This is a genomic window from Sphingorhabdus sp. (assembly GCF_035329025.1).
In the GTDB taxonomy this organism is placed as follows: domain Bacteria; phylum Pseudomonadota; class Alphaproteobacteria; order Sphingomonadales; family Sphingomonadaceae; genus Sphingorhabdus_B.
In genome coordinates this window covers 1-18,715 of sequence record NZ_DAOLHN010000043.1, presented here as the reverse complement: position 1 = coordinate 18,715, position 18,715 = coordinate 1, and the positions used below count along the sequence as shown (strand labels likewise).

Genomic DNA, 18,715 nt, shown 5'->3' with positions numbered 1-18,715 from the left:
TTTCGACACCCCTTGACAACACCCCTCTTTGTTTCCTAATCGTTCCACATCTGTTCAACCAGGCAGGAACAAACCATGTTGACCTCCAAACAGCACGCGCTTTTGATGTTCATCCACGAACGCCTTGAAACGTCCGGAGTTTCTCCGTCTTTTGAAGAAATGAAAGAGGCGCTCGATCTCAAGAGCAAATCGGGTGTGCACCGACTGATCGGCGCTTTGGAAGAACGCGGCTTTCTTCGCCGTCTGCCCAATCGCGCCCGCGCTTTGGAAGTCGTCAAAATGCCCGATGGTGGCAGCGCCCGTTCACTCTCGCAAAATGAGGCGGTCAACGCAAAGGTCGCGAATATCGCTGACCATCGCCCTGCTCCAGCCAAGACTTTGCCGGTGGCTGCGAACGATGTGATCGAAATTCCATTGCATGGAAAGATCGCTGCCGGTGTTCCAATCGAAGCATTGGAAGGGCAAAATTCGCTGTCGGTGCCAATGGCTTTGCTGGGTTCGGGTGAACATTATGCGCTCGAAGTATCGGGCGATTCGATGGTCGAGGCAGGCATTCTCGATGGCGACTATGCGCTGATCCGCAAAACCCAGACCGCGCGCGATGGCGAAATCGTGGTGGCATTGGTTCGTGGCGAAGAAGCGACGCTCAAATATCTCCGCCGCGAAAATGGCCGCATCCGGCTTGATCCGGCGAACAGCAGCTATGACCCGCAATATTATGACGCGAATGAGGTTGAGGTGCAGGGGCGGCTCGCTGGCCTGCTCCGCCGCTATCACTAAGGCTTGGGTAGAACATTTTTTGAAAGCGGCGAGGCCTTCCTCGCCGCTTTTTCTTTTGCACGCCGTTCAGCCCGCGCTTGCAGGCGATGCGGCGCATATGCCGACCAGGGTTGATGCGCATTTTCTTCAGCAACGCTGCTGATTGTCGCATTGGCCAGATAAAATGCCAGCCCACCGGTCTGTTCGAGCAATGTGGCATCCGCCTTAAGCCAACGTGGTTTGCAACTCCAGGGCAACCTCCTATTGCTGATAACAATATCGCTCCGCCGACAGGCCGCCGCCAATTCCATTGATGGGATCATATAGCCTGACCGCAAGGCCAATATGCGCCATTGGCGCCCGCCTTTTTGCAGTGCAAATGCACATCCATCCGGATTGCAAACTGCACCGGGCATATCATCCAGTGCCATGGCCTCTTCCCCGATTGCTGCCGTTTCACCCAGCATGGAGCGTGCATATTCCCCGGCCCTCGGCCGCAGCAGCGCCAGTTGTTCGTCGCCATATATGATCGCCAAATGCTGGCCATCGCCAGTCAGCAACATATCGGGACGCGGGGCGCTGAGCATGGTTATGGTCGCGATCAGCATCGGACCCAGCGCAAACCATCGCCAGCGCGACCCGAATATCGCGATGGCCAATCCTGACAGCGTTGCGGTTCCAAACGCCCAAACCGGCATTTCGGGTAACAGAGCAACAGCGCCCGGGGCTGCACTCACCGAATGAGCTATCCATAAAATTGCCGTTATGCCCTGCTTTGCCACCCACCAAAAGGGTGCCCCCAAACCCGACCAAACGACATCTGACAAAAGGCCCAGCAATTGCGCCGGCATCACCAGAAATGTTGTCAGGGGAATGGCCGCGATGTTCGCCAGCGCGCCATAGAGGCCGCTTTTGTGGAAATGAAACAAGGCAATCGGGGCCAGCACCAGTTCGATGGCCAAGCCCGTTAGCAGCAGCCCCGATAATTGCCGGGTTAGGCGAACGAATAGCCTCTCGTCGCGCCGCTGCATCCACTGCCGCATCCATGTGCTGTCGTGTAATATGATGATGGTTCCAACCGCCGCAAAGCTCAGCTGAAAGCTGGGTCCGGCAAGCGCCTCCGGCCAGAACAGCAGGACAAAGGTGGCACCGGCAGCGAGCAGGCGCAGAGACAAAGCGTCTCGCCCCATCGCCAATGCTACGAGTATCAGCAAGGCCGCGATACACGCGCGAACCGTCGGCACCTCCGCGCCGGTCAACAAAGTGTAGAGGACGGCGATAATGGCCGCGCAAGCTGCTGCCGCCAGCGGCACCGGCACCCTTAACGCCAACCAAGGCCATAATGCGAGCAGGCTTGCCACCAGCATAAAAGTTCCGCCCACGACTGCGGTCACATGCAACCCACTGACCGACAAAAGATGCGCCATTCCAGAATTGCGCAGTGCTTCCGCATCGGCATCTTCGATGCTGCCGCGCGTACCGACCAGCAAAGCGCTGCCGACCGGACCGGTTTCAGCACCCATCGCCATCTGGATTCGCATCGACAATGCGTTGCGGGCGTTGTTCCAGAAATCCCGCCGATCGAGCGGCGGAGAAATGATGCGAACTGGCCCCAATATCCTGCCGGTTGCCCCTATTCCACCAAACCATGCTGCCCGTGCGAAATCATAGCTTCCCGGCAAGGCGGGCCCGGGTGGCGGCATCAATCGCACCTTGAACTCGATGACGCTTCCCGGCGCGATGTCAGGCGAAGCAAGCTCCTTGTCGATATTCACCCGAATAATCCGGGGCAGTTCCGGATGCTGACCGACATATATTCGGTAGCGGACAATATCGCGCGCCGACACATCCTCTATGCTTTCGACACGTCCGTGGATCCTGCCAATCCAAGGTCTTTCCAGCGGTGCGGCGCCGTACAACGATGATTTGAATGTTATCGCGCCGTACCCCAGCCCGAGCAAAAGCGCGCCGATGAGCATCAGCCCCTTCAACCGCGACGATGGGCCAATCGACAGTCCGAGCAATGCTGCTCCAGCGCAGGCGCTGGCGACCAACAACCCCTGTTCCGCGCCAAAAACCTGCCAGATCGAAATTCCAAGACCCAACGCGACCGGAATCAATAGCGGAAGGCGTTCCTGTTCGAATTCCAGCCAGTTTTCGATGGGGGAAAACCATTTGCCGCCCGAATGGTCGGCTGTGATCGATATGGGTTCATCGATAGCAAATTGCATGTTGCGACCAGCCCTGAAACCAGTGCACCACCACAAAGTCTGTTATGCTTGTCTTTCAACGAGAAACAAGCCGTTTTCGATGCCCTTGACGCGCCGCACAAAACTGCGCAAGGAAGCCGCGACAAGGGGCATATTCCGACCTCGGTCTTGCTATGCCTGTATTTTCGTCTCCCGCCTCTTGTGAGGCCGCCAAAACTATAAAAACAACCGGATTTGGCGGTTTGACAGGAGTAAATGAAATCGGCTTTCCCCGGCCAAAAGAGTGAATGGAACGCGCATGACAAACAAGGTTGCGACTCTCAACTTGGGTGACCAGCAGGTCGACCTGCCAGTGGTATCGGGGACGGTGGGTCCGGATGTTATCGACATTCGCAAGCTCTATGCCCAGACTGATTGCTTCACATTCGACCCCGGCTTTACTTCAACCGCCAGCTGTGAATCGCAGTTGACCTATATCGATGGCGATGAAGGCGTGTTGTTGCACCGCGGCTATTCGATCGAGGAACTGTCCGAAGAGTCGAGCTTCATGGAAGTGTCCTATCTGCTGTTGAACGGCGAACTGCCGTCGAAGCAGGAACTGGACGATTTCAGCTATACCATTTCGCGTCACACAATGCTGCACGAGCAGTTGGCGACCTTCTATCGCGGTTTCCGCCGTGACGCGCACCCGATGGCGATCATGTGCGGCGTGGTTGGTGCCCTGTCCGCCTTCTATCATGACTCGACTGATATTTCAGATCCGGTCCAGCGCAAGATTGCCAGCCACCGCCTGATTGCCAAGATGCCGACCATTGCGGCTATGGCTTATAAATATTCGGTCGGGCAGCCCTTCATCTATCCCGACAACAAGCTGTCCTACACCGGCAACTTCCTGCGCATGACCTTTGGCGTTCCGGCTGAAGAATATGAAGTCATTCCCGCTGTCGAGCAGGCGCTGGATCGCATCTTCATCCTGCATGCCGACCATGAGCAAAATGCGTCGACCTCGACCGTGCGCCTTGCCGGTTCTTCGGGCGCCAACCCCTTTGCCTGTATCGCAGCGGGCATTGCCTGCCTGTGGGGCCCGGCACATGGTGGCGCCAATGAAGCAGCGCTCAACATGCTGCGTGAAATCGGCACGCCCGACAAGATTCCGCACTATATCGAACGCGCGAAGGACAAGAATGATCCGTTCCGTCTGATGGGCTTTGGTCATCGCGTTTACAAAAATTACGACCCGCGTGCGACCGTCATGCAGAAAACGGTGCGCGAAGTATTGACCGCGCTGAAGGTCAATGATCCCATTTTCGAAGTCGCGATGCAGCTTGAGGAAATGGCACTCAACGACCCCTATTTCATCGAGAAGAAGCTGTTCCCGAATGTCGATTTCTATTCGGGTATCATCCTGTCGGCCATCGGTTTCCCGACCACTATGTTCACCGTGCTCTTCGCCCTCGCCCGCACCGTAGGCTGGGTAGCACAGTGGAATGAAATGATTTCCGATCCCGGCCAGAAAATAGGACGTCCGCGTCAGCTCTATACCGGACCTGCTGCGCGCAGCTATGTTCCGGTCGACAAGCGCTGAGCAATTAAGCCGTAAATATTATGCGATTGGCAGGCTGAGCGTGAAGCGTGCGCCGCCTGTCGATCCGGTTTCGATCAACAGTTCGCCGCCCATGGCTCTTGCGAGTTTGCGGGAAATGTAGAGGCCCAGCCCGCTCCCGCCATCTCCCGAGCGTCCAAGCCGTTCAAATTTGGTGAAAATGCGTTCGCGGTCCTCCTCCGGAATTCCAGGCCCCTCATCTTCAACCGATATGGTTGCCGCAGTGGGATTGATAGCGATGCGGATCTGAGTGCCCCCAGGTGAATAACGGATAGCATTACCGACCAGATTGAGCACGATCTGCAACACCCGCCTGAACTCCCCCACGACAACACATTTTATGTCCTCATCCGGGGAAATCAGCGTAATCTGATGGTCAGCCGCCTTCAGTGCAAGCAAACCCGAAACACGGCGAGCTATATCACCCAACTCGACAGGCTCACGCGCGACCTTGAACTCGGGTCTGTCGATCGCATCAAGATCCTCCAGATCGCCTACCAGTTCGGACAGGTGCTTTGCGGCTGACGCTATGTCCTTCGCATAGCTGGAATATTGCTCCAATATCGGTCCGTTCAATTCCGACCCGATAGTTTCAGCATTGGCCAATATGCGGCCCAGCGGCTGGCGAACGGCATTTGCGAAGTGTCGGCCAAGCCCCATTCCGGCATTCGCATGCTTCTCTTCTGCATTGGCACCGCTTCCAACCGTTGGCAGCGCTTCTGGCAACAAGAATACCAGATGAACTCCAACCACAGATTCGGTATCCGACTTTTTTAGATCTACCAGTGCCGTCAGTTCCACGTCTGTGGAACGATTCCTGACCCGCACTCGTTCGGGAACATCACCTGGCGCTCTCAGAAGAGCCTCAAATCCCGCCGGATGATCAATCAGATCGAAATATTCGTCGAACGCATAAGCAACGAATTCATTCCCGAAATTTTCGAGCAAAACTCTGGACGCGCTCAAAACTACCCCAGAACGACTGATTTGCATGGACTGCGGTGCGTTGCGAACGACATGTTGCCCAGCACGAGTCCTGAAAGGCGACGCAGACAGAACTGCCGTGCCTCGCTCCTGCCACCCGATAATAGAAAGATGGACGTTCCGGTCTTTCTTTTCAGCTTCGACCCATAGTTCGATGTCGTGATCTTTATCGGCTGCGTAGACATTCCGTTCGAATCGCAATCCTGTCTGCCAACACAGGTTCGCAAGGTCGAGCAGTCCGGGAACGGCAATTACGCCCCCATCACGACCACCATTGGAAGCGTGCAGCCTGCGTATCGCGACGTCGGCCGCGATTAAACGGCCCTCTTGGTCGACAACACATTTAATTGGCAACGCGAGCCGTGCTGGCAGATTCTGCATCAGCCGGCCCTCGCAGTCGCTTCAGCGCCAAGCCGCCACTGCAATACCGTCGAACGCGCCTGATCTACATTTACGGATTCAAATTGTTCGAGGGAGAAGGCAAGGCGATAGTCATCGTCACGGTCACCACGCAAATATTGTAAAATAGACAATGCAGATTCTGCATCGTGGCCACGCGCCCGCAGCAGCGTCAGAAAGGGTGCGACGGGGCCTTCATCGATAAAGCGCAAAATCCGGTCATGGGTAATCCGGAACTCCTGAGCCAACCCGCTGACATATAGAGAGAGTCCTGCACGTATAGGATCGTTCAAACCTAACCTGACTTCATCGGGCAGAAAATAAGCAAGCTTTGCCGCGGCAGCGTTCAAAGTCCGCGATTCATCATGTGCCGCCAGGAACAGATTGCCAGCTTTGATATAATCGCGACGGTCGCCAATCGATCCGGACTGAAACACTGCCACCACACGCCACAGTAAAAGATGTAGCAATTCGGCGGGCATCTGACTTGTAAGATTTTCTGGCGTTCTCCACTCAAAGGCACTTTCCGCGACCAACAGATTACGGGCAGATTGCGCCAGCGTCGGATCCTTGCTGTCAATCATCTGCGCTGCAATCTGCCCGAATTTATCCGGCCTGCCTTCGTTAACGCGGCGCGAAATCTGCTCTTCTGCAATGCGGGCAAGAGCAAACTCCATAAGCGATTGCTCGCGAAGCAAACCTGATCGGCACAGAATGTCCCAGCTTTTCGGAAGGACTTCTACTTGCTCGATACCAAGCCCGCTTTCGATACCTTGCACCAGCATTTGCAGTACCAATCGGACAGATGCCTGCATGGCTTCACTTGGTGCATTCTGGACACGCGGAAACAGCAGCTGGGCGAGGTCGTCGCACAGCATCTGCGCATCTATTGCAGAAGCGGTTGCTGCATTTAGCAGCTCAGGGGTTTCAGTGTCTCCCAGATTCCTATCCGATGTTCCTGGAACTACGGACTTGATATAGGGTTTTCGGGGTTAATTTGAATTTAACTGTCCGAGATTTCGCATCTGCCCCCAGCGAGCCCCGACATTCAGCCCGAGGAGAATGAAGATGACGCTCTTCGCGACAAGCGAAAGAGGAAATAGAAACAAACCGATAAGCAGCGATAAAGTGACTGCCAATGGCGAAATAGTACGAAGCATCCTGTCCTTTGGTGACATTTGTGACATCAGGACCAGCGCCACTAAAAGGGTTGTGAGAAACGACATGTCGACAAGCGACTCCCCGCTGCGCCAAAATGACGCCAGCAAAGTTGCCGTACCTGCAAACTGGATTGCCCAACTCAGATAATCATTGGTTTTTGCATGATATTCAATGGCTCGTAATTGTCGCCTGAATGTTTCCAGGCAAAGAGCCAGGACATATACGGCTAAAGCCGCCATGACATGGCCACCATAGGCGACTGCCACGGAAGCGATAGAAACAACCACTGGCGCCCAGCCAAAAGCCGCCATCAAAACAGGTTTCTGTGACACCGGCGCAATACATCTGCGCGACAGATCGGTAATGAAAGTTTCCACCGTTCCAGATTGACGGAACTCAAAAAAATGGGCTCCAATCAGTTTTTCGTAATCACCGGTACTGGAAACGTGCAGCAGTGAGCCATCAGTGATCCTCTGCTGACTGATAGCGACTTCCGAAGCCCCCAACTGCAAGGAATGACGCAGCAGGAACGACGCTAGGCTCCAGCCTTCTGGCATATTCCTCGATTGAAGCAGGATACCGGCTTCGAGAACCGCAATCCCCGACCAGCGACGGTTCAAATCGATACGTTCAAACAAGCCGTTGGCAGGCCCTTCCTCAACAGTACCGACACTGTTCGCTTTCCAAGACAAAGCCTCCTGCAACAGGCCGTCATCGATCCATAATTCTGGCGCAACCAACAAAAATGGCCCGTCGAAACAATCCGCATCGGAAAAATTCACCGGGCGCAGCAAGCGGACATTACCACCTTCCGCCTGCATCTGATCGACCAGCTGCGGCAGTTCGCCGGGGATAGCGTCGACCGCGATGATGATATCATCGACGCCAAGCCGCTGTAGTTGTTTGACTTGATGGAATATTGCAGGTTTGCCGAATATTTGCGGCAACATCGCTGGCGCTCCGAAATTATCGAGCGGAGTTTCGACGCAGATCACTGCGCAATGGATATTCAAATTTTCCGACGGCAAACTGGGCATTGATCCGCTATGCCGACAGCCAGAAAATTGCCAAGCCCTTTCTGGCAATCAGGCCCGCAGCACGTTCAGGCTTTGGGATTAAATCCCTTGTTCGATTTGACTAACCAATGTCACAAGTTTTCGGACAACAACGGGATCACCTGGCGCGCCCGAATTCGCCTCATCCGCCAGATACATCATTTCCGTTGCACCAAAACTCGCTGCAAGCCCCTTGAGTCGAAAACAGCAATATTGCCAGTTCGCATCGCAGCGAGACCTTCCAAGAAGGTCAATCTGGCGCTTTGCACTATCCAAAAACGCTAAGCGCAGCTCGGCCATAAGTGCGGGATCATCACCCGCAGCCGCGCTCAAAGATGTGTCAAATGCGCCATAGTCCATTGCCATAATGCGATATTTATCCACAGGCAGGTTAACTTTGCGTTTCAACACTCCTAAATTGTGGTAAATGTGTCCCATGACGGCACAATCCAAGATAGTCGAAATCGGCCGCTCGCAGAGCGATTCCAGCCCTTCTGAGTATAACGGTGAGGAACAGGTGGACGTTCAGCAAGAATATGCTTACGCCCCGGCCTCTGAGGAATATCTGGAAAACGAGTGGAATGATGTCGTCGAATCAGGTCGGCCTTGGGGCAAAATACTCCTTCTGTTGACCCTTATTTCTGCGGCTTTGGGTTGGACCGGCTTTTTCATTTGGGCGCATCTTCCGGAACTGGCCGCTCTCCCTGCTCCTGCTCGGATTAGTGAACTAATCGTCCAATGGTCCGCTCCTGTTGCTGTGATCGGCCTTTTGTGGCTGCTATCAATGCGCATGAGTTCTACCGAGGCGAAACGCTTCGGCGATGTTGCTGCTCTGTTGAGATCCGAAAGCGATGCGTTGCAAAACCGCATGCGCAATGTGAACGGTGAGATCGCGCTCGCCCGATCCTTCCTGGCGGAGAACGCCAAGGAATTGGAAACTGTAGGTCGCCTATCCGCTCAAAGGCTGACAGAAGCAGCATCGCAGTTGAACGCTGCTCTAACCGATTCCGACGAACGGGCCAAAATGCTGCAGGTTGCGAGCAATGCCGCTGTGACGAACCTGGAGCAGCTGCGGAACCACTTACCGGTCGTGACCAGCGCAGCCAAGGATGCGACAAACCAGATAGGCATTGCGGGCAACACGGCGCACAGCCAGATTCAGGCAATCATCGGTGTCCTGAAAACCATGGATGAAAGCGCCGCAAACGCCAATGTTTCGCTTGAGGCGCTTGATACACGCATCAGTGCCAGCACCTCGGCGCTAAACCAAAAACTCTCGGCTGCAAGCGCCGAGCTTTCCCAATCGGTTGAACAATCAGGGAAATTGGCTGACGGCATGCTCACTGCGCTTTCGTCGGGTGTTACCGAGGCGGAGCAGCGCCTGATTGAAACTGCGAACCAGCTTGATGACCGAATGGCAGCGAGCCACCAACGGCTGGAAGGCAATTTGGGTAGCTTGGGAGAAGCCATCGCCCATCTCGAAGCGGTGAGTGACGCGCAAGATTCGACAAGCAAAGCCCTGCTCGCCAGAGTGAGGGAATCGATTGTCGAAAGCAGAAACGAGCTTTCGAAATTTGGCGATGAAGCCAGTGACAGCATCGCAAAGCTGGCGTTCAGCGTTTCGGCGCTTAATGAGCGCAGCGAAGAGCTGGACGGCCGTTTAAAAGGTACGCGGGCGCAAACCGATGCGTTGATAGAGCGAGCCGGCGCAATGCGTTCTGATCTGGAAGGCATCGCTGATGAAACTGCCGAGAGGCTTGTTTCAAAATTCGATCATGTCAACGCCATGTTCGTTGATGTTCGCACTGCGTTTTCCGCCGCCAACAAAGAACTTGCAATCGCGGACGCAGGAACAGGTGCTCTCGTACGATCAGTGCACGAACTTGAACAGCTCGTTTCGACGCAACGCTCCGCCCTCGCCAGCCTCAATGAAAGCTCTTCAGAATATCTGACCGCGCAGCACGAGCAGGTCGATATATTGTCGGCAGCTATCGTTCATACGCGAACTGCGCTTGAAGAGCTGTCGGGCATTGCCAACGAACAGCTTGTCGCGTCACTGTTGCGCGTTCGCGAAACCACCAAACAGGCAGCAGAGGCAAGCCGCAAGATTGTCGACGAGGAGCTTTCGGCAGTCGCCGACAAGCTGAACGAGAGAAATCGCGTCGCGATTGAAACAGCGGCCGATCAACAGGTGAAGGCGCTCGACATCGCGATGCGCGAAGCATTTGGTCGCAATCTGACACTCGCCGCAGACGTCGAGGAACGGATCGAGGCGCAGCTCAAACTGGTTGGCGAGATGGCGACAAATCTGGAGCAGCGAGTCAACGAAGCGCATTCGTCCTTTGCTGGGATCGACGATGAAGGTTTCGCACGTCGTATGGCGCTGTTGACTGAATCGTTGAACTCTGCAGCAATTGATGTTGCCAAGATTTTGTCGAATGAGGTGACCGATACCGCTTGGGCTGCTTATTTGAAGGGCGACCGTGGCGTGTTCACACGCCGTGCAGTTCGTCTGCTCGATAGCGGCGAAGCGAAAATCATTGCGGCGCATTATGACGACGACGCCGAGTTCCGCGAACATGTAAACCGCTACATTCACGATTTTGAATCGATGATGCGCGTTCTGCTCAGCACCCGGGATGGCAATGCCATCGGCGTTACGTTGCTGTCATCGGATGTCGGCAAACTCTATGTCGCGCTTGCCCAGGCAATTGAGCGCTTGCGCAGTTAATCCGCTGTCGCCTCCGGGCCTGCGATCAGGAAATCAAAACTGTGGCGGTCAATCCAGCCATAGACATAGTTTGCGTAGAAGAGACCAAACAACGCAGCCGACAGTAAGGTTGTACGCAACAAGATGACGCCAGGCCTGAAATTACCGGGGGCGCCATCGGCCTGTCCGGGAACCTTCTCAAGGCCCATTTCCTCGTAGCTGCGCACGCCGATGGGCAGAATGACAAAGGCACTCAGCACCCAAAACAGTGCGTAAATCGCAATGATAGAAGTCCAGTTCATGCAGTTTCCACGATCAGCACATCGACAATCGGTTTCTTGCCTGTCCAGCTGGTCGCAACCCGGCGAACGGCAAGACGTAGATTCTCCCGTAGGTCGCCGAGGTCGCCGCGCCAGTCGCGCACCGCTTTTTCAGCAGCCGATGATGCCTCGTCGAGGAAGTCGTCAATCTCGGCCTCGATCGGGATTCCGTGCAGGCGGATCACCGGGTCGCCAAGCAAGTTGTTGTCACCGTCCAGCGCCACCGCAACGTTGATGATCCCATACCATGACAAGCGACGGCGCTGTGTCAGAGTTTCACCATCAGAGGCAATGATTGTGTCGCCATCAAGCACAAGACGCCCTGTGCGCTCATTGCCAATCTGCTCTGGGCCTTTAGGCGCGAGGCGGATTACATCACCATTTGACTGCACAATAGTCTTCGGAATTCCCAGCGATTGCCCAAAACGGGCTTGTTCAGCCATATGGCGACGCTCGCCATGTACGGGCACCAGGATTTCAGGCCGGACCCATTCATAGAGCTTCGCCAACTCATTGCGGCCGGGATGTCCGGATACATGCACATGCGCCTGTTTTTCGGTCACCATGATAATGTTCCGGCGTGCCAATTGGTTCATCACATGCCCGATAGCCATTTCGTTGCCGGGAATCTGCTTTGAAGAAAAAATGACGGTGTCGCCCTCTTCCAGTTTCACCGGGTGATTGCCTTCTGCGATGCGGGCCAACGCCGCGCGCGCTTCCCCCTGACCACCGGTCGCGACCACCATCACCTGGTTACGCGGAAAGGCATCGACAGCCTCCATATCAACCGTTTCCGGCAGGTTTTTGAGATAACCCGTTGATTGAGAGGCTTCGACAATTTTGTGGAGCGACCGGCCCGCAAAGCAAAGTTTGCGCCCAGCTTCGCGCGCGACATCAGCTAGCGTCTGGAGGCGGGCTGAGTTTGAGGCAAAAGTGGTCACAACCACCCTGCCCCGCGCCTCAGTCACATGTTTGAGTAGATCAGAATGGACACTCGCTTCGCTACCGCTGGCCTTGTCGTTAAAGACATTGGTTGAATCGCAGACCATCGCAAGGATGCCCTCGTCGCCAATCGCCGTCAGTTGTTCAGCACTAGCAGGCGTGCCGATGACGGGGGTTTCGTCGAGTTTCCAGTCTCCAGTGTGAAAGACCTTACCAAAGGGCGTATCGATAACCAGCGCGCTCATTTCAAGGATGGAGTGCGCGAGCGGAACGAAGCGGATATCGAACGGACCGAGATTGATCTGACCCTCCATTGGCACAATGTTCAGATCTACTTCGTCAGCTATGCCCTGCTCATCAAGTTTGCCTTTGATCAGCGCAGCCGTAAATGGCGTCGCATAAAGCGGCACGCCAAGATCAGCGGCAAAATAGGGTACGGCACCGATATGATCTTCATGTCCGTGGGTCAGAATGATACCCAGCAGGTCCGCCTTGCGGTCTTCGATGAATTCCAGATCAGGCATGATCAGATCAATGCCCGGATAATCCTCATGGCCAAAGGTTACGCCAAGATCGACCATGATCCATTTGCCCTGGCAGCCATAGAGATTGGCATTCATGCCGATTTCGTCCGACCCGCCAAGGGCGAGGAACAAAAGTTCATTTTTAGGAGTTGTCATGCCCCGCCTTCGCGGTTTGCATAGAGCTTGGCAAGCCCGCGCAGTGTCAAATCGGGTTCAACCCTGTCAAATAGATGGCTGTGCTGCTGGAAAAGTGCTGCCAGCCCGCCGGTAGCGATGACTTTCACCGGTCTGCCAATCTCCGCCTTCATGCGCCCAAGCAGACCTTCGATCAGCCCGACATAGCCAAAATAAATGCCGATCTGCATCTGCCCCACCGTATCGCGACCGATAACGCTCTGCGACGGCGGCGGTTCAATCGCGATGCGCGGCAGCATGGCGGCGGCATTATAGAGCGCGTCGAGCGACAGGTTGATGCCCGGGGCTATGCTGCCGCCTAGATAGGATCCTTCGGTACCGATGTGATCGAAGGTTGTCGCGGTACCGAAGCTGATGACTATCTTGTCGATACCGGGCTCGAGCGCTTGAGCTGCAATCGCATTGACCGCGCGGTCCGCGCCCAGAGCGCGTGGTTCATCGACCTTCAGCGCAATGCCCCAGCTGACCGGCTCACGCCCGGCAACCAGAGCATCAATGCCGAAATATTTTTGGCTGAGAACCTGAAGATTGTGCAGCGCACGCGGAACAACGGTCGCGATGATGACCGCATCGATGTCACTGCGCTTATGCCCCTCCATCTGCAGCAACTGGTCAAGCCAGACGGCATATTCATCCGCGGTGCGCCGCGCGTCGGTGGCAATCCGCCAGCGCTGCACAATTTCGCCAGCCTCATCTACCAGAGCGAATTTGACGTTGGTGTTACCATTATCGACCGCGAGAAGCATGACGCTGTCCTTATCAAATCAGGAATATATCGGCGGCGTGAATGGCACGAATTGCGCCCTCCGCCAAGCGCAGGCTGAGCGCACCATCGTCGCTGAGACCCGCAAAAAGCCCGTCAATCTGCTCACCGTCAGGCAGACTGACGCGCAGGGCCGTGCCCTTGGGATGTGCGGCTGCTTCCCATGCGCGCAGCAGGTTGGCTAAAGGCTGCTGCCGCCATTTTTGCAGCCACGACGCGAATTGGTCTGCCAATATCTCGCAAACTGCTTGCGGCTCGGGCGGATTGGCGCCCAAAGCCCGAAGGTCGCTGACGGGGCGTCCGATATCTTCCGGGTGTGAGAGGAGATTGATTCCGAAACCGGCAATAATCGCGTCACCCGCCCTTTCGAGCAATATCCCGCACAGTTTCTCGCCATGGCCCGACAACACATCATTGGGCCATTTTAGCTGGATGACTGTATCGTGCGCGACCAGCTTTATAGTATCAAAGGCAGCCAAACCCGCGACAAAGGCGAGGGTTGATGGGGGCGGGTCGCCGGATGACAGCCTTATTATAGTGCTAGCGTAGAGATTGCCTGCTGGGCTGCCCCAGTCGCGCCCCATGCGCCCACGCCCACCGCCCTGTTGGTCGGCGCGAAGCCAAAGCCCTTCTGGCGCGCCCGAGGCAGCACGCGCCAGCAGATCGGCATTGGTGGAACCGGTAAGTGCTACCTGCTCGAACAAAATGCTCAGAACAAGGCTCCGGCAGCTTGCGCTGTTACCGCTCCGAGAAGCGGGATGGCCAAATAACCCAAGGGAGAAACGACCAAGCCGAGTGCCCCGCCAGTCCAGCCCAAAACCTTGTCATCTTCGGCGTCGATGACGTCAACAGACTCGTCAAAATACATCGTCTTGACGACCTTCAAATAATAGAAGGCGCCAATCACAGAGGCAGCGATACCAATAACCGCCAACGGGAACAGACCCGCAGCTATCGCGGCATTGAACACGACCAGTTTGCCATAAAAGCCGAACAAGGGCGGAATGCCGGCAAGGCTGAACATGAAAATCGCGAAGATGGCAGCAAGAGCAGGGCGGGTTTTCGAGAGCCCGGCAATATCCGCCATGCTTTCCTTCATCTCACCATCACGACCCTTCAACTGCATCAGGCAGACGAACCCGCCCAGTGTCATTGCGACATAAATGGCAAGGTAAACCAGCATCGCCGCTACGCCCTGCTCGGTTCCGGCGGCCAGACCAATCAGGAGGAAGCCGACATTGTTAATCGAGCTATAGGCCAAAAGGCGCTTCAGGTTTTGCTGGCCAATCGCACCGACTGCACCGATGATGATCGACATCAGGGCCACCACCATCACGATCTGCTGCCATGCCTGCACCTGGTTGCCAAAGGCCTCGACCACGATACGGATGAGCAGCGCGCTGGCCGCCACCTTGGGTGCGCTGGCGAAGAAGGCCGTTACCGGCGTCGGTGCACCTTCATAAACGTCAGGGGTCCACATGTGGAATGGTGCGGCGCTGATCTTGAAGGCGAGCCCTGACAGCACAAAGACCAGACCGAAAAGCAGGCCCATGCTGAGTTCGCCCGTCATCGCGGTGCCAATGGTTTCAAAGCTGGTCGACCCGGTAAAGCCATAGAGCAGCGACATGCCAAACAGCAAAATGCCGCTGGCGAGGGCGCCGAGAACGAAATATTTGAGCCCTGCCTCTGCCGAGCGCCCATCATTGCGGGCAAAGCTGGCGAGGACATAGGCCGCGAGACTGTTGAGTTCGAGGCCGATATAAAGCGTGAGCAAGTCGGTCGCCGACACCATCACGCCCATGCCGACCGCGGCAAGGATGACGAGCACCGGATATTCGGCGCGCATCGCACCCATTTTTTCGAGCGCCTTGGGCGCGATCATCAGCGAAATAGCCGCCGCGAAGTAAATCAGGATTTTGGCGAAGCTGCCAAAGGCGTCAGCGCGATACAGGCCATCAAAGGCCGATGCATCGGTTCCAGCGCACAGATAGTGCACCGCATAGGCGCCTGCGCCAACGAGAGCGGCCACAGACAAGATACTGACCAAACGACCGGCTTCCTGCCGCCATGCAGCAATCAGCAGAAGGGCAAGGCTCGAGAAACTGAGGATCAGCTCCGGGCGGACCAAATAGAGAGAGGTTGAAAGGTCCATTAGTGTGCGGCCCCCTCTGGCCCAGAAACTTTAGCGTTCTCATGTTCACCGCCATGCGCCTGTACGCGATATTTGGCGGTCGTCTTGTCATGTTCCTTGAGCTTGCTGTCGCCTGCGGGCGCTGCACGCTCGATGCGGTCTACGATCGTCGCAACGTCGCGGCGGATCGGGGCCAGGAAGCTCTCAGGGTAGACGCCCATCCACAGCACAGCGGCCGCAATTGGCGCCAACAGCCACAATTCGCGGTTGTCGAGATCGGGCATCGCGGCTGCGTCGGCATTCACCTGCTCACCAAAAGCGACGCGGCGATAGAGGTAGAGCATATAGCCGGCACCCAAGATGATACCCGTGGTCGCAATCAGCGTCGCCCAGGTCGAAACCTTGTAAGCCCCCGCCAGCGACAGGAACTCACCCACGAAACCGCTGGTTCCGGGCAAGCCGACGCTCGCCATGGTAAACAGCATGAAGAACAGCGCATATTTGGGCATGTTGATGCTGAGGCCGCCATAACGGCTGATCTCTCGCGTGTGCAGGCGATCATAGATGACGCCGACGCACAGGAAAAGTGCGCCAGAGACAAGCCCGTGGCTGAGCATCACGATGATGGCGCCTTCGATACCCTGCTGGTTGAAGGTGAACAGGCCAACCGTCACGATCGCCATATGCGCGACCGACGAATAAGCGATCAGCTTCTTCATATCGTCCTGCACCAGCGCGACGAGGCTGGTGTAAACGACAGCGACCATCGACAGGCCGAAGATCAGCCAGATGAATTGCGCAGAGGCTTCGGGGAACATCGGCAGCGAGAAGCGCAGGAAGCCATAGCCACCCATCTTCAACAGCACGCCAGCCAGGATGACCGAGCCCGCAGTCGGTGCCTGCACGTGCGCATCAGGCAGCCATGTGTGCACCGGCCACATCGGCATCTTCACCGCGAAGGACGCGAAGAAGGCCAACCAGAGAATCGTCTGCGCCTCGGGTGGGAAATCATGGTTGAGCAGCGTCGGGATATCCGCCGTACCTGCTTGCTGGATCATCCACAGCATCGCCAGCAGCATGAATACCGAGCCAAGCAGCGTGTAGAGGAAGAATTTGTAAGACGCATAGATGCGGTCCTTGCCACCCCAGATACCGATAATCAGATACATCGGGATCAGGCCGGCTTCGAACATGATGTAGAACAGCATCAGATCCTGCGCCGCGAATACGCCGATCATCAGCGTTTCCATCAGCAGGAAGCTTGCCATGTACAGCCCGACCCGCTCGGTCACCGCGCGCCAGCTTGCGCCGATGCAGATCGGCATCAAGAAGACCGAGAGCATGATGAGCAGCAACGAAATGCCGTCAATGCCCAGTTTCCAGCCAATCGGCCCGAACAATGCGGCGCTTTCGACAAACTGCCACTGTGCGCCTGCCGGATCGTAGCTGGCCCAGAGCCAGACGCCGAGCAGCAGGTTGAACAGGGTCGCAGTCAACGCAATGATGCGCGCCATTTCGTCGCGGGCAAACAGACATGCCAGCGCGCCGACCATCGGCACGGCGAGCATGATCGAAAGGATGGGGAGTTCGGCGGCGTTCATCGCGCTTGCACCATAAACCAGCTGATTGCGGCGACGAGGCCAAGCAGCATCACCAACGCATATGTGTAGAGATAGCCCGACTGCATGCGGACGGCGATACGGCTACCCAGACCAACGGCTGCGGCCGAACCATTCGGGCCGAAGCGGTCGATAATCCCGATGTCGCCTCCCTTCCAGAACAGGCGTCCAAACCAGAAGGCAGGCTTGACGAAGATCAGGTTGTAGAGTTCGTCAAAATACCATTTGTTGAGGAAGAATTTGTACAGCGGCTCGAAATGCCCAGCCAACGCCTGCGCCGAACCCGGCTTGCGGATATACATCATCCAGGCCGTGAACAGGCCGGTCAGCATCGCCACTGTCGAAGCCAGCTTCACCCAAAGCGGCACATGGTGCATCGCGTGGATCAGATGCTCGTTGAAATAGAGCGTCGATGCCGCCCAGAAAGCGGTTCCGCCCTCTTCGGCATAGATGAAATCATATTTGAACAGATAGCCCGCAGCGATGGCACCCAGCGTGAGCACGCCCAGCGGAACCAGCATAGGCCATGGGCTTTCATGCGGATGATAACCGGCTGTGCCGTCATCATGCGCACTATGATGGTCATGCGCATGGTCGTCATGGCCATGATGGTCGTCATGCACCGCGTGCTGGATATGCTCCGACTGCGCCCAACGCGGCTTACCGAAAAAAGTCAGGAAGACGAGGCGCCAGCTGTAGAAGCTGGTGAGCAAAGCTGCAAAGACACCGATGAAGAAAGCATAACCACCCCAAGGCGCGGTCGAGGCATAAGCCGCCTCGATAATCGCGTCCTTTGAATGGAAACCGGCAAAACCGCCAATGCCGACAATGCCGACACCGGTGATGGCAAGCGTGCCCGCGGTCATCGCCCAGAAGGTCAGCGGGATATGTTTCCTGAGGCCACCATAATAACGCATGTCCTGTTCATGGTGCATCGCATGGATCACGCTGCCTGCGCCTAGGAACAGCAACGCCTTGAAGAAGGCGTGCGTGAACAGGTGGAACATCGCTGCGCTGTAGGCGCCAACGCCTGCGGCAAAGAACATATAGCCCAGCTGCGAGCAGGTCGAATAAGCGATCACGCGCTTGATATCGGTCTGGACGAGACCAACGGTCGCCGCAAACAGTGCAGTGGTCGCGCCTACGATGGTCACGACATTGAGCGCGAACTGGCTGGTTTCAAACAGCGGCGACAGGCGGCAGACCATGAAGACGCCTGCGGTCACCATCGTTGCAGCATGAATCAGCGCCGAGACCGGAGTCGGGCCCTCCATGGCGTCAGGCAGCCAGGTGTGTAGTCCCAACTGGGCCGACTTGCCCATCGCGCCGATGAACAGCAG

At 56.2% G+C, this 18,715-nt stretch carries 15 protein-coding genes; 3 read left to right on the top strand and 12 right to left on the bottom strand.

Going from position 1 to position 18,715, the window contains the following annotated elements:
- Nucleotides 1–75 precede the first annotated feature (75 nt).
- On the top strand, nucleotides 76–780 hold the full coding sequence (gene lexA / locus PKC81_RS11885; protein WP_324336350.1) for a transcriptional repressor LexA: 705 nt from the start codon (nucleotides 76–78) through the stop codon (nucleotides 778–780).
- On the opposite strand, the gene PKC81_RS11880 is transcribed toward lexA, so the two are convergent.
- Entirely contained in the window at nucleotides 777–2,990 is a 2,214-nt protein-coding gene (locus PKC81_RS11880) for a ComEC/Rec2 family competence protein (protein ID WP_324336347.1), read from the bottom strand. The two genes, lexA and PKC81_RS11880, sit on opposite strands and share 4 nt — an antisense overlap.
- 277 nt (nucleotides 2,991–3,267) lie before the next feature.
- On the opposite strand from PKC81_RS11880, the gene PKC81_RS11875 reads away from it, so the two are divergent.
- Nucleotides 3,268–4,554, top strand: a complete 1,287-nt coding sequence (locus tag PKC81_RS11875) for a citrate synthase (protein WP_324336344.1) — start codon at nucleotides 3,268–3,270, stop codon at nucleotides 4,552–4,554.
- Between the two features lie 18 nt (nucleotides 4,555–4,572).
- On the opposite strand, the gene PKC81_RS11870 is transcribed toward PKC81_RS11875, so the two are convergent.
- The 4 genes from PKC81_RS11870 to PKC81_RS11855 form a co-directional block, all read right to left on the bottom strand.
- Nucleotides 4,573–5,937: a HAMP domain-containing sensor histidine kinase gene (locus PKC81_RS11870; protein WP_324336342.1), complete on the bottom strand. Its 1,365-nt coding sequence runs from the start codon at nucleotides 5,935–5,937 to the stop codon at nucleotides 4,573–4,575.
- Entirely contained in the window at nucleotides 5,937–6,833 is an 897-nt protein-coding gene (locus PKC81_RS11865) for a hypothetical protein (protein ID WP_324336341.1), read from the bottom strand. The genes PKC81_RS11870 and PKC81_RS11865 overlap by 1 nt, the downstream gene beginning before the upstream one ends.
- Before the next feature lie 114 nt (nucleotides 6,834–6,947).
- Nucleotides 6,948–8,153 carry a hypothetical protein gene (locus tag PKC81_RS11860; protein WP_324336339.1) on the bottom strand — a complete coding sequence of 402 codons (1,206 nt, stop codon included), beginning with the start codon at nucleotides 8,151–8,153 and terminating at the stop codon, nucleotides 6,948–6,950.
- Nucleotides 8,154–8,231: 78 nt separating this feature from the next.
- Nucleotides 8,232–8,537, bottom strand: a complete 306-nt coding sequence (locus PKC81_RS11855) for an Hpt domain-containing protein (RefSeq protein WP_324336364.1) — start codon at nucleotides 8,535–8,537, stop codon at nucleotides 8,232–8,234.
- Between the two features lie 70 nt (nucleotides 8,538–8,607).
- On the opposite strand from PKC81_RS11855, the gene PKC81_RS11850 reads away from it, so the two are divergent.
- Complete coding sequence (locus PKC81_RS11850; protein WP_324336337.1) at nucleotides 8,608–10,902, top strand: hypothetical protein; 2,295 nt, start codon at nucleotides 8,608–8,610, stop codon at nucleotides 10,900–10,902.
- Here PKC81_RS11850 and PKC81_RS11845 read toward each other — a convergent pair.
- From PKC81_RS11845 to PKC81_RS11815, 7 genes are all read right to left on the bottom strand, one after another.
- Nucleotides 10,899–11,183: a DUF1467 family protein gene (locus PKC81_RS11845; protein ID WP_324336335.1), complete on the bottom strand. Its 285-nt coding sequence runs from the start codon at nucleotides 11,181–11,183 to the stop codon at nucleotides 10,899–10,901. The genes PKC81_RS11850 and PKC81_RS11845 overlap by 4 nt on opposite strands.
- Nucleotides 11,180–12,823: a ribonuclease J gene (locus PKC81_RS11840; RefSeq protein ID WP_324336333.1), complete on the bottom strand. Its 1,644-nt coding sequence runs from the start codon at nucleotides 12,821–12,823 to the stop codon at nucleotides 11,180–11,182. The genes PKC81_RS11845 and PKC81_RS11840 overlap by 4 nt, the downstream gene beginning before the upstream one ends.
- Entirely contained in the window at nucleotides 12,820–13,608 is a 789-nt protein-coding gene (locus tag PKC81_RS11835; protein WP_324336331.1) for a type III pantothenate kinase, read from the bottom strand. Before PKC81_RS11835 ends, PKC81_RS11840 begins: the two co-directional genes overlap by 4 nt.
- Before the next feature lie 13 nt (nucleotides 13,609–13,621).
- On the bottom strand, nucleotides 13,622–14,329 hold the full coding sequence (locus PKC81_RS11830; protein WP_324336329.1) for a biotin--[acetyl-CoA-carboxylase] ligase: 708 nt from the start codon (nucleotides 14,327–14,329) through the stop codon (nucleotides 13,622–13,624).
- 5 nt (nucleotides 14,330–14,334) lie between these two features.
- Nucleotides 14,335–15,777, bottom strand: coding sequence for an NADH-quinone oxidoreductase subunit NuoN (gene nuoN, locus PKC81_RS11825; protein WP_324336327.1), 1,443 nt, complete (start codon nucleotides 15,775–15,777; stop codon nucleotides 14,335–14,337).
- Nucleotides 15,777–17,357, bottom strand: a complete 1,581-nt coding sequence (locus tag PKC81_RS11820) for an NADH-quinone oxidoreductase subunit M (protein ID WP_324336325.1) — start codon at nucleotides 17,355–17,357, stop codon at nucleotides 15,777–15,779. Before PKC81_RS11820 ends, nuoN begins: the two co-directional genes overlap by 1 nt.
- On the bottom strand, nucleotides 17,354–18,715 hold a 1,362-nt coding region (locus tag PKC81_RS11815), incomplete at its 5' end, for an NADH-quinone oxidoreductase subunit L (RefSeq protein WP_324336323.1). The genes PKC81_RS11820 and PKC81_RS11815, both read right to left, overlap by 4 nt.

What these genes read in the sequence shown, in the direction of transcription:
- lexA (WP_324336350.1), top strand. Translation starts at nt 76, where the DNA reads ATGTTGACCTCCAAACAGCACGCGCTTTTGATGTTCATCCACGAACGC.
- PKC81_RS11880 (WP_324336347.1), bottom strand. Translation starts at nt 2,990, where the DNA reads ATGCAATTTGCTATCGATGAACCCATATCGATCACAGCCGACCATTCG.
- PKC81_RS11875 (WP_324336344.1), top strand. Translation starts at nt 3,268, where the DNA reads ATGACAAACAAGGTTGCGACTCTCAACTTGGGTGACCAGCAGGTCGAC.
- PKC81_RS11870 (WP_324336342.1), bottom strand. Translation starts at nt 5,937, where the DNA reads ATGCAGAATCTGCCAGCACGGCTCGCGTTGCCAATTAAATGTGTTGTC.
- PKC81_RS11865 (WP_324336341.1), bottom strand. Translation starts at nt 6,833, where the DNA reads ATGCTGTGCGACGACCTCGCCCAGCTGCTGTTTCCGCGTGTCCAGAAT.
- PKC81_RS11860 (WP_324336339.1), bottom strand. Translation starts at nt 8,153, where the DNA reads ATGCCCAGTTTGCCGTCGGAAAATTTGAATATCCATTGCGCAGTGATC.
- PKC81_RS11855 (WP_324336364.1), bottom strand. Translation starts at nt 8,537, where the DNA reads ATGGCAATGGACTATGGCGCATTTGACACATCTTTGAGCGCGGCTGCG.
- PKC81_RS11850 (WP_324336337.1), top strand. Translation starts at nt 8,608, where the DNA reads ATGACGGCACAATCCAAGATAGTCGAAATCGGCCGCTCGCAGAGCGAT.
- PKC81_RS11845 (WP_324336335.1), bottom strand. Translation starts at nt 11,183, where the DNA reads ATGAACTGGACTTCTATCATTGCGATTTACGCACTGTTTTGGGTGCTG.
- PKC81_RS11840 (WP_324336333.1), bottom strand. Translation starts at nt 12,823, where the DNA reads ATGACAACTCCTAAAAATGAACTTTTGTTCCTCGCCCTTGGCGGGTCG.
- PKC81_RS11835 (WP_324336331.1), bottom strand. Translation starts at nt 13,608, where the DNA reads ATGCTTCTCGCGGTCGATAATGGTAACACCAACGTCAAATTCGCTCTG.
- nuoN (WP_324336327.1), bottom strand. Translation starts at nt 15,777, where the DNA reads ATGGACCTTTCAACCTCTCTCTATTTGGTCCGCCCGGAGCTGATCCTC.
- PKC81_RS11820 (WP_324336325.1), bottom strand. Translation starts at nt 17,357, where the DNA reads ATGAACGCCGCCGAACTCCCCATCCTTTCGATCATGCTCGCCGTGCCG.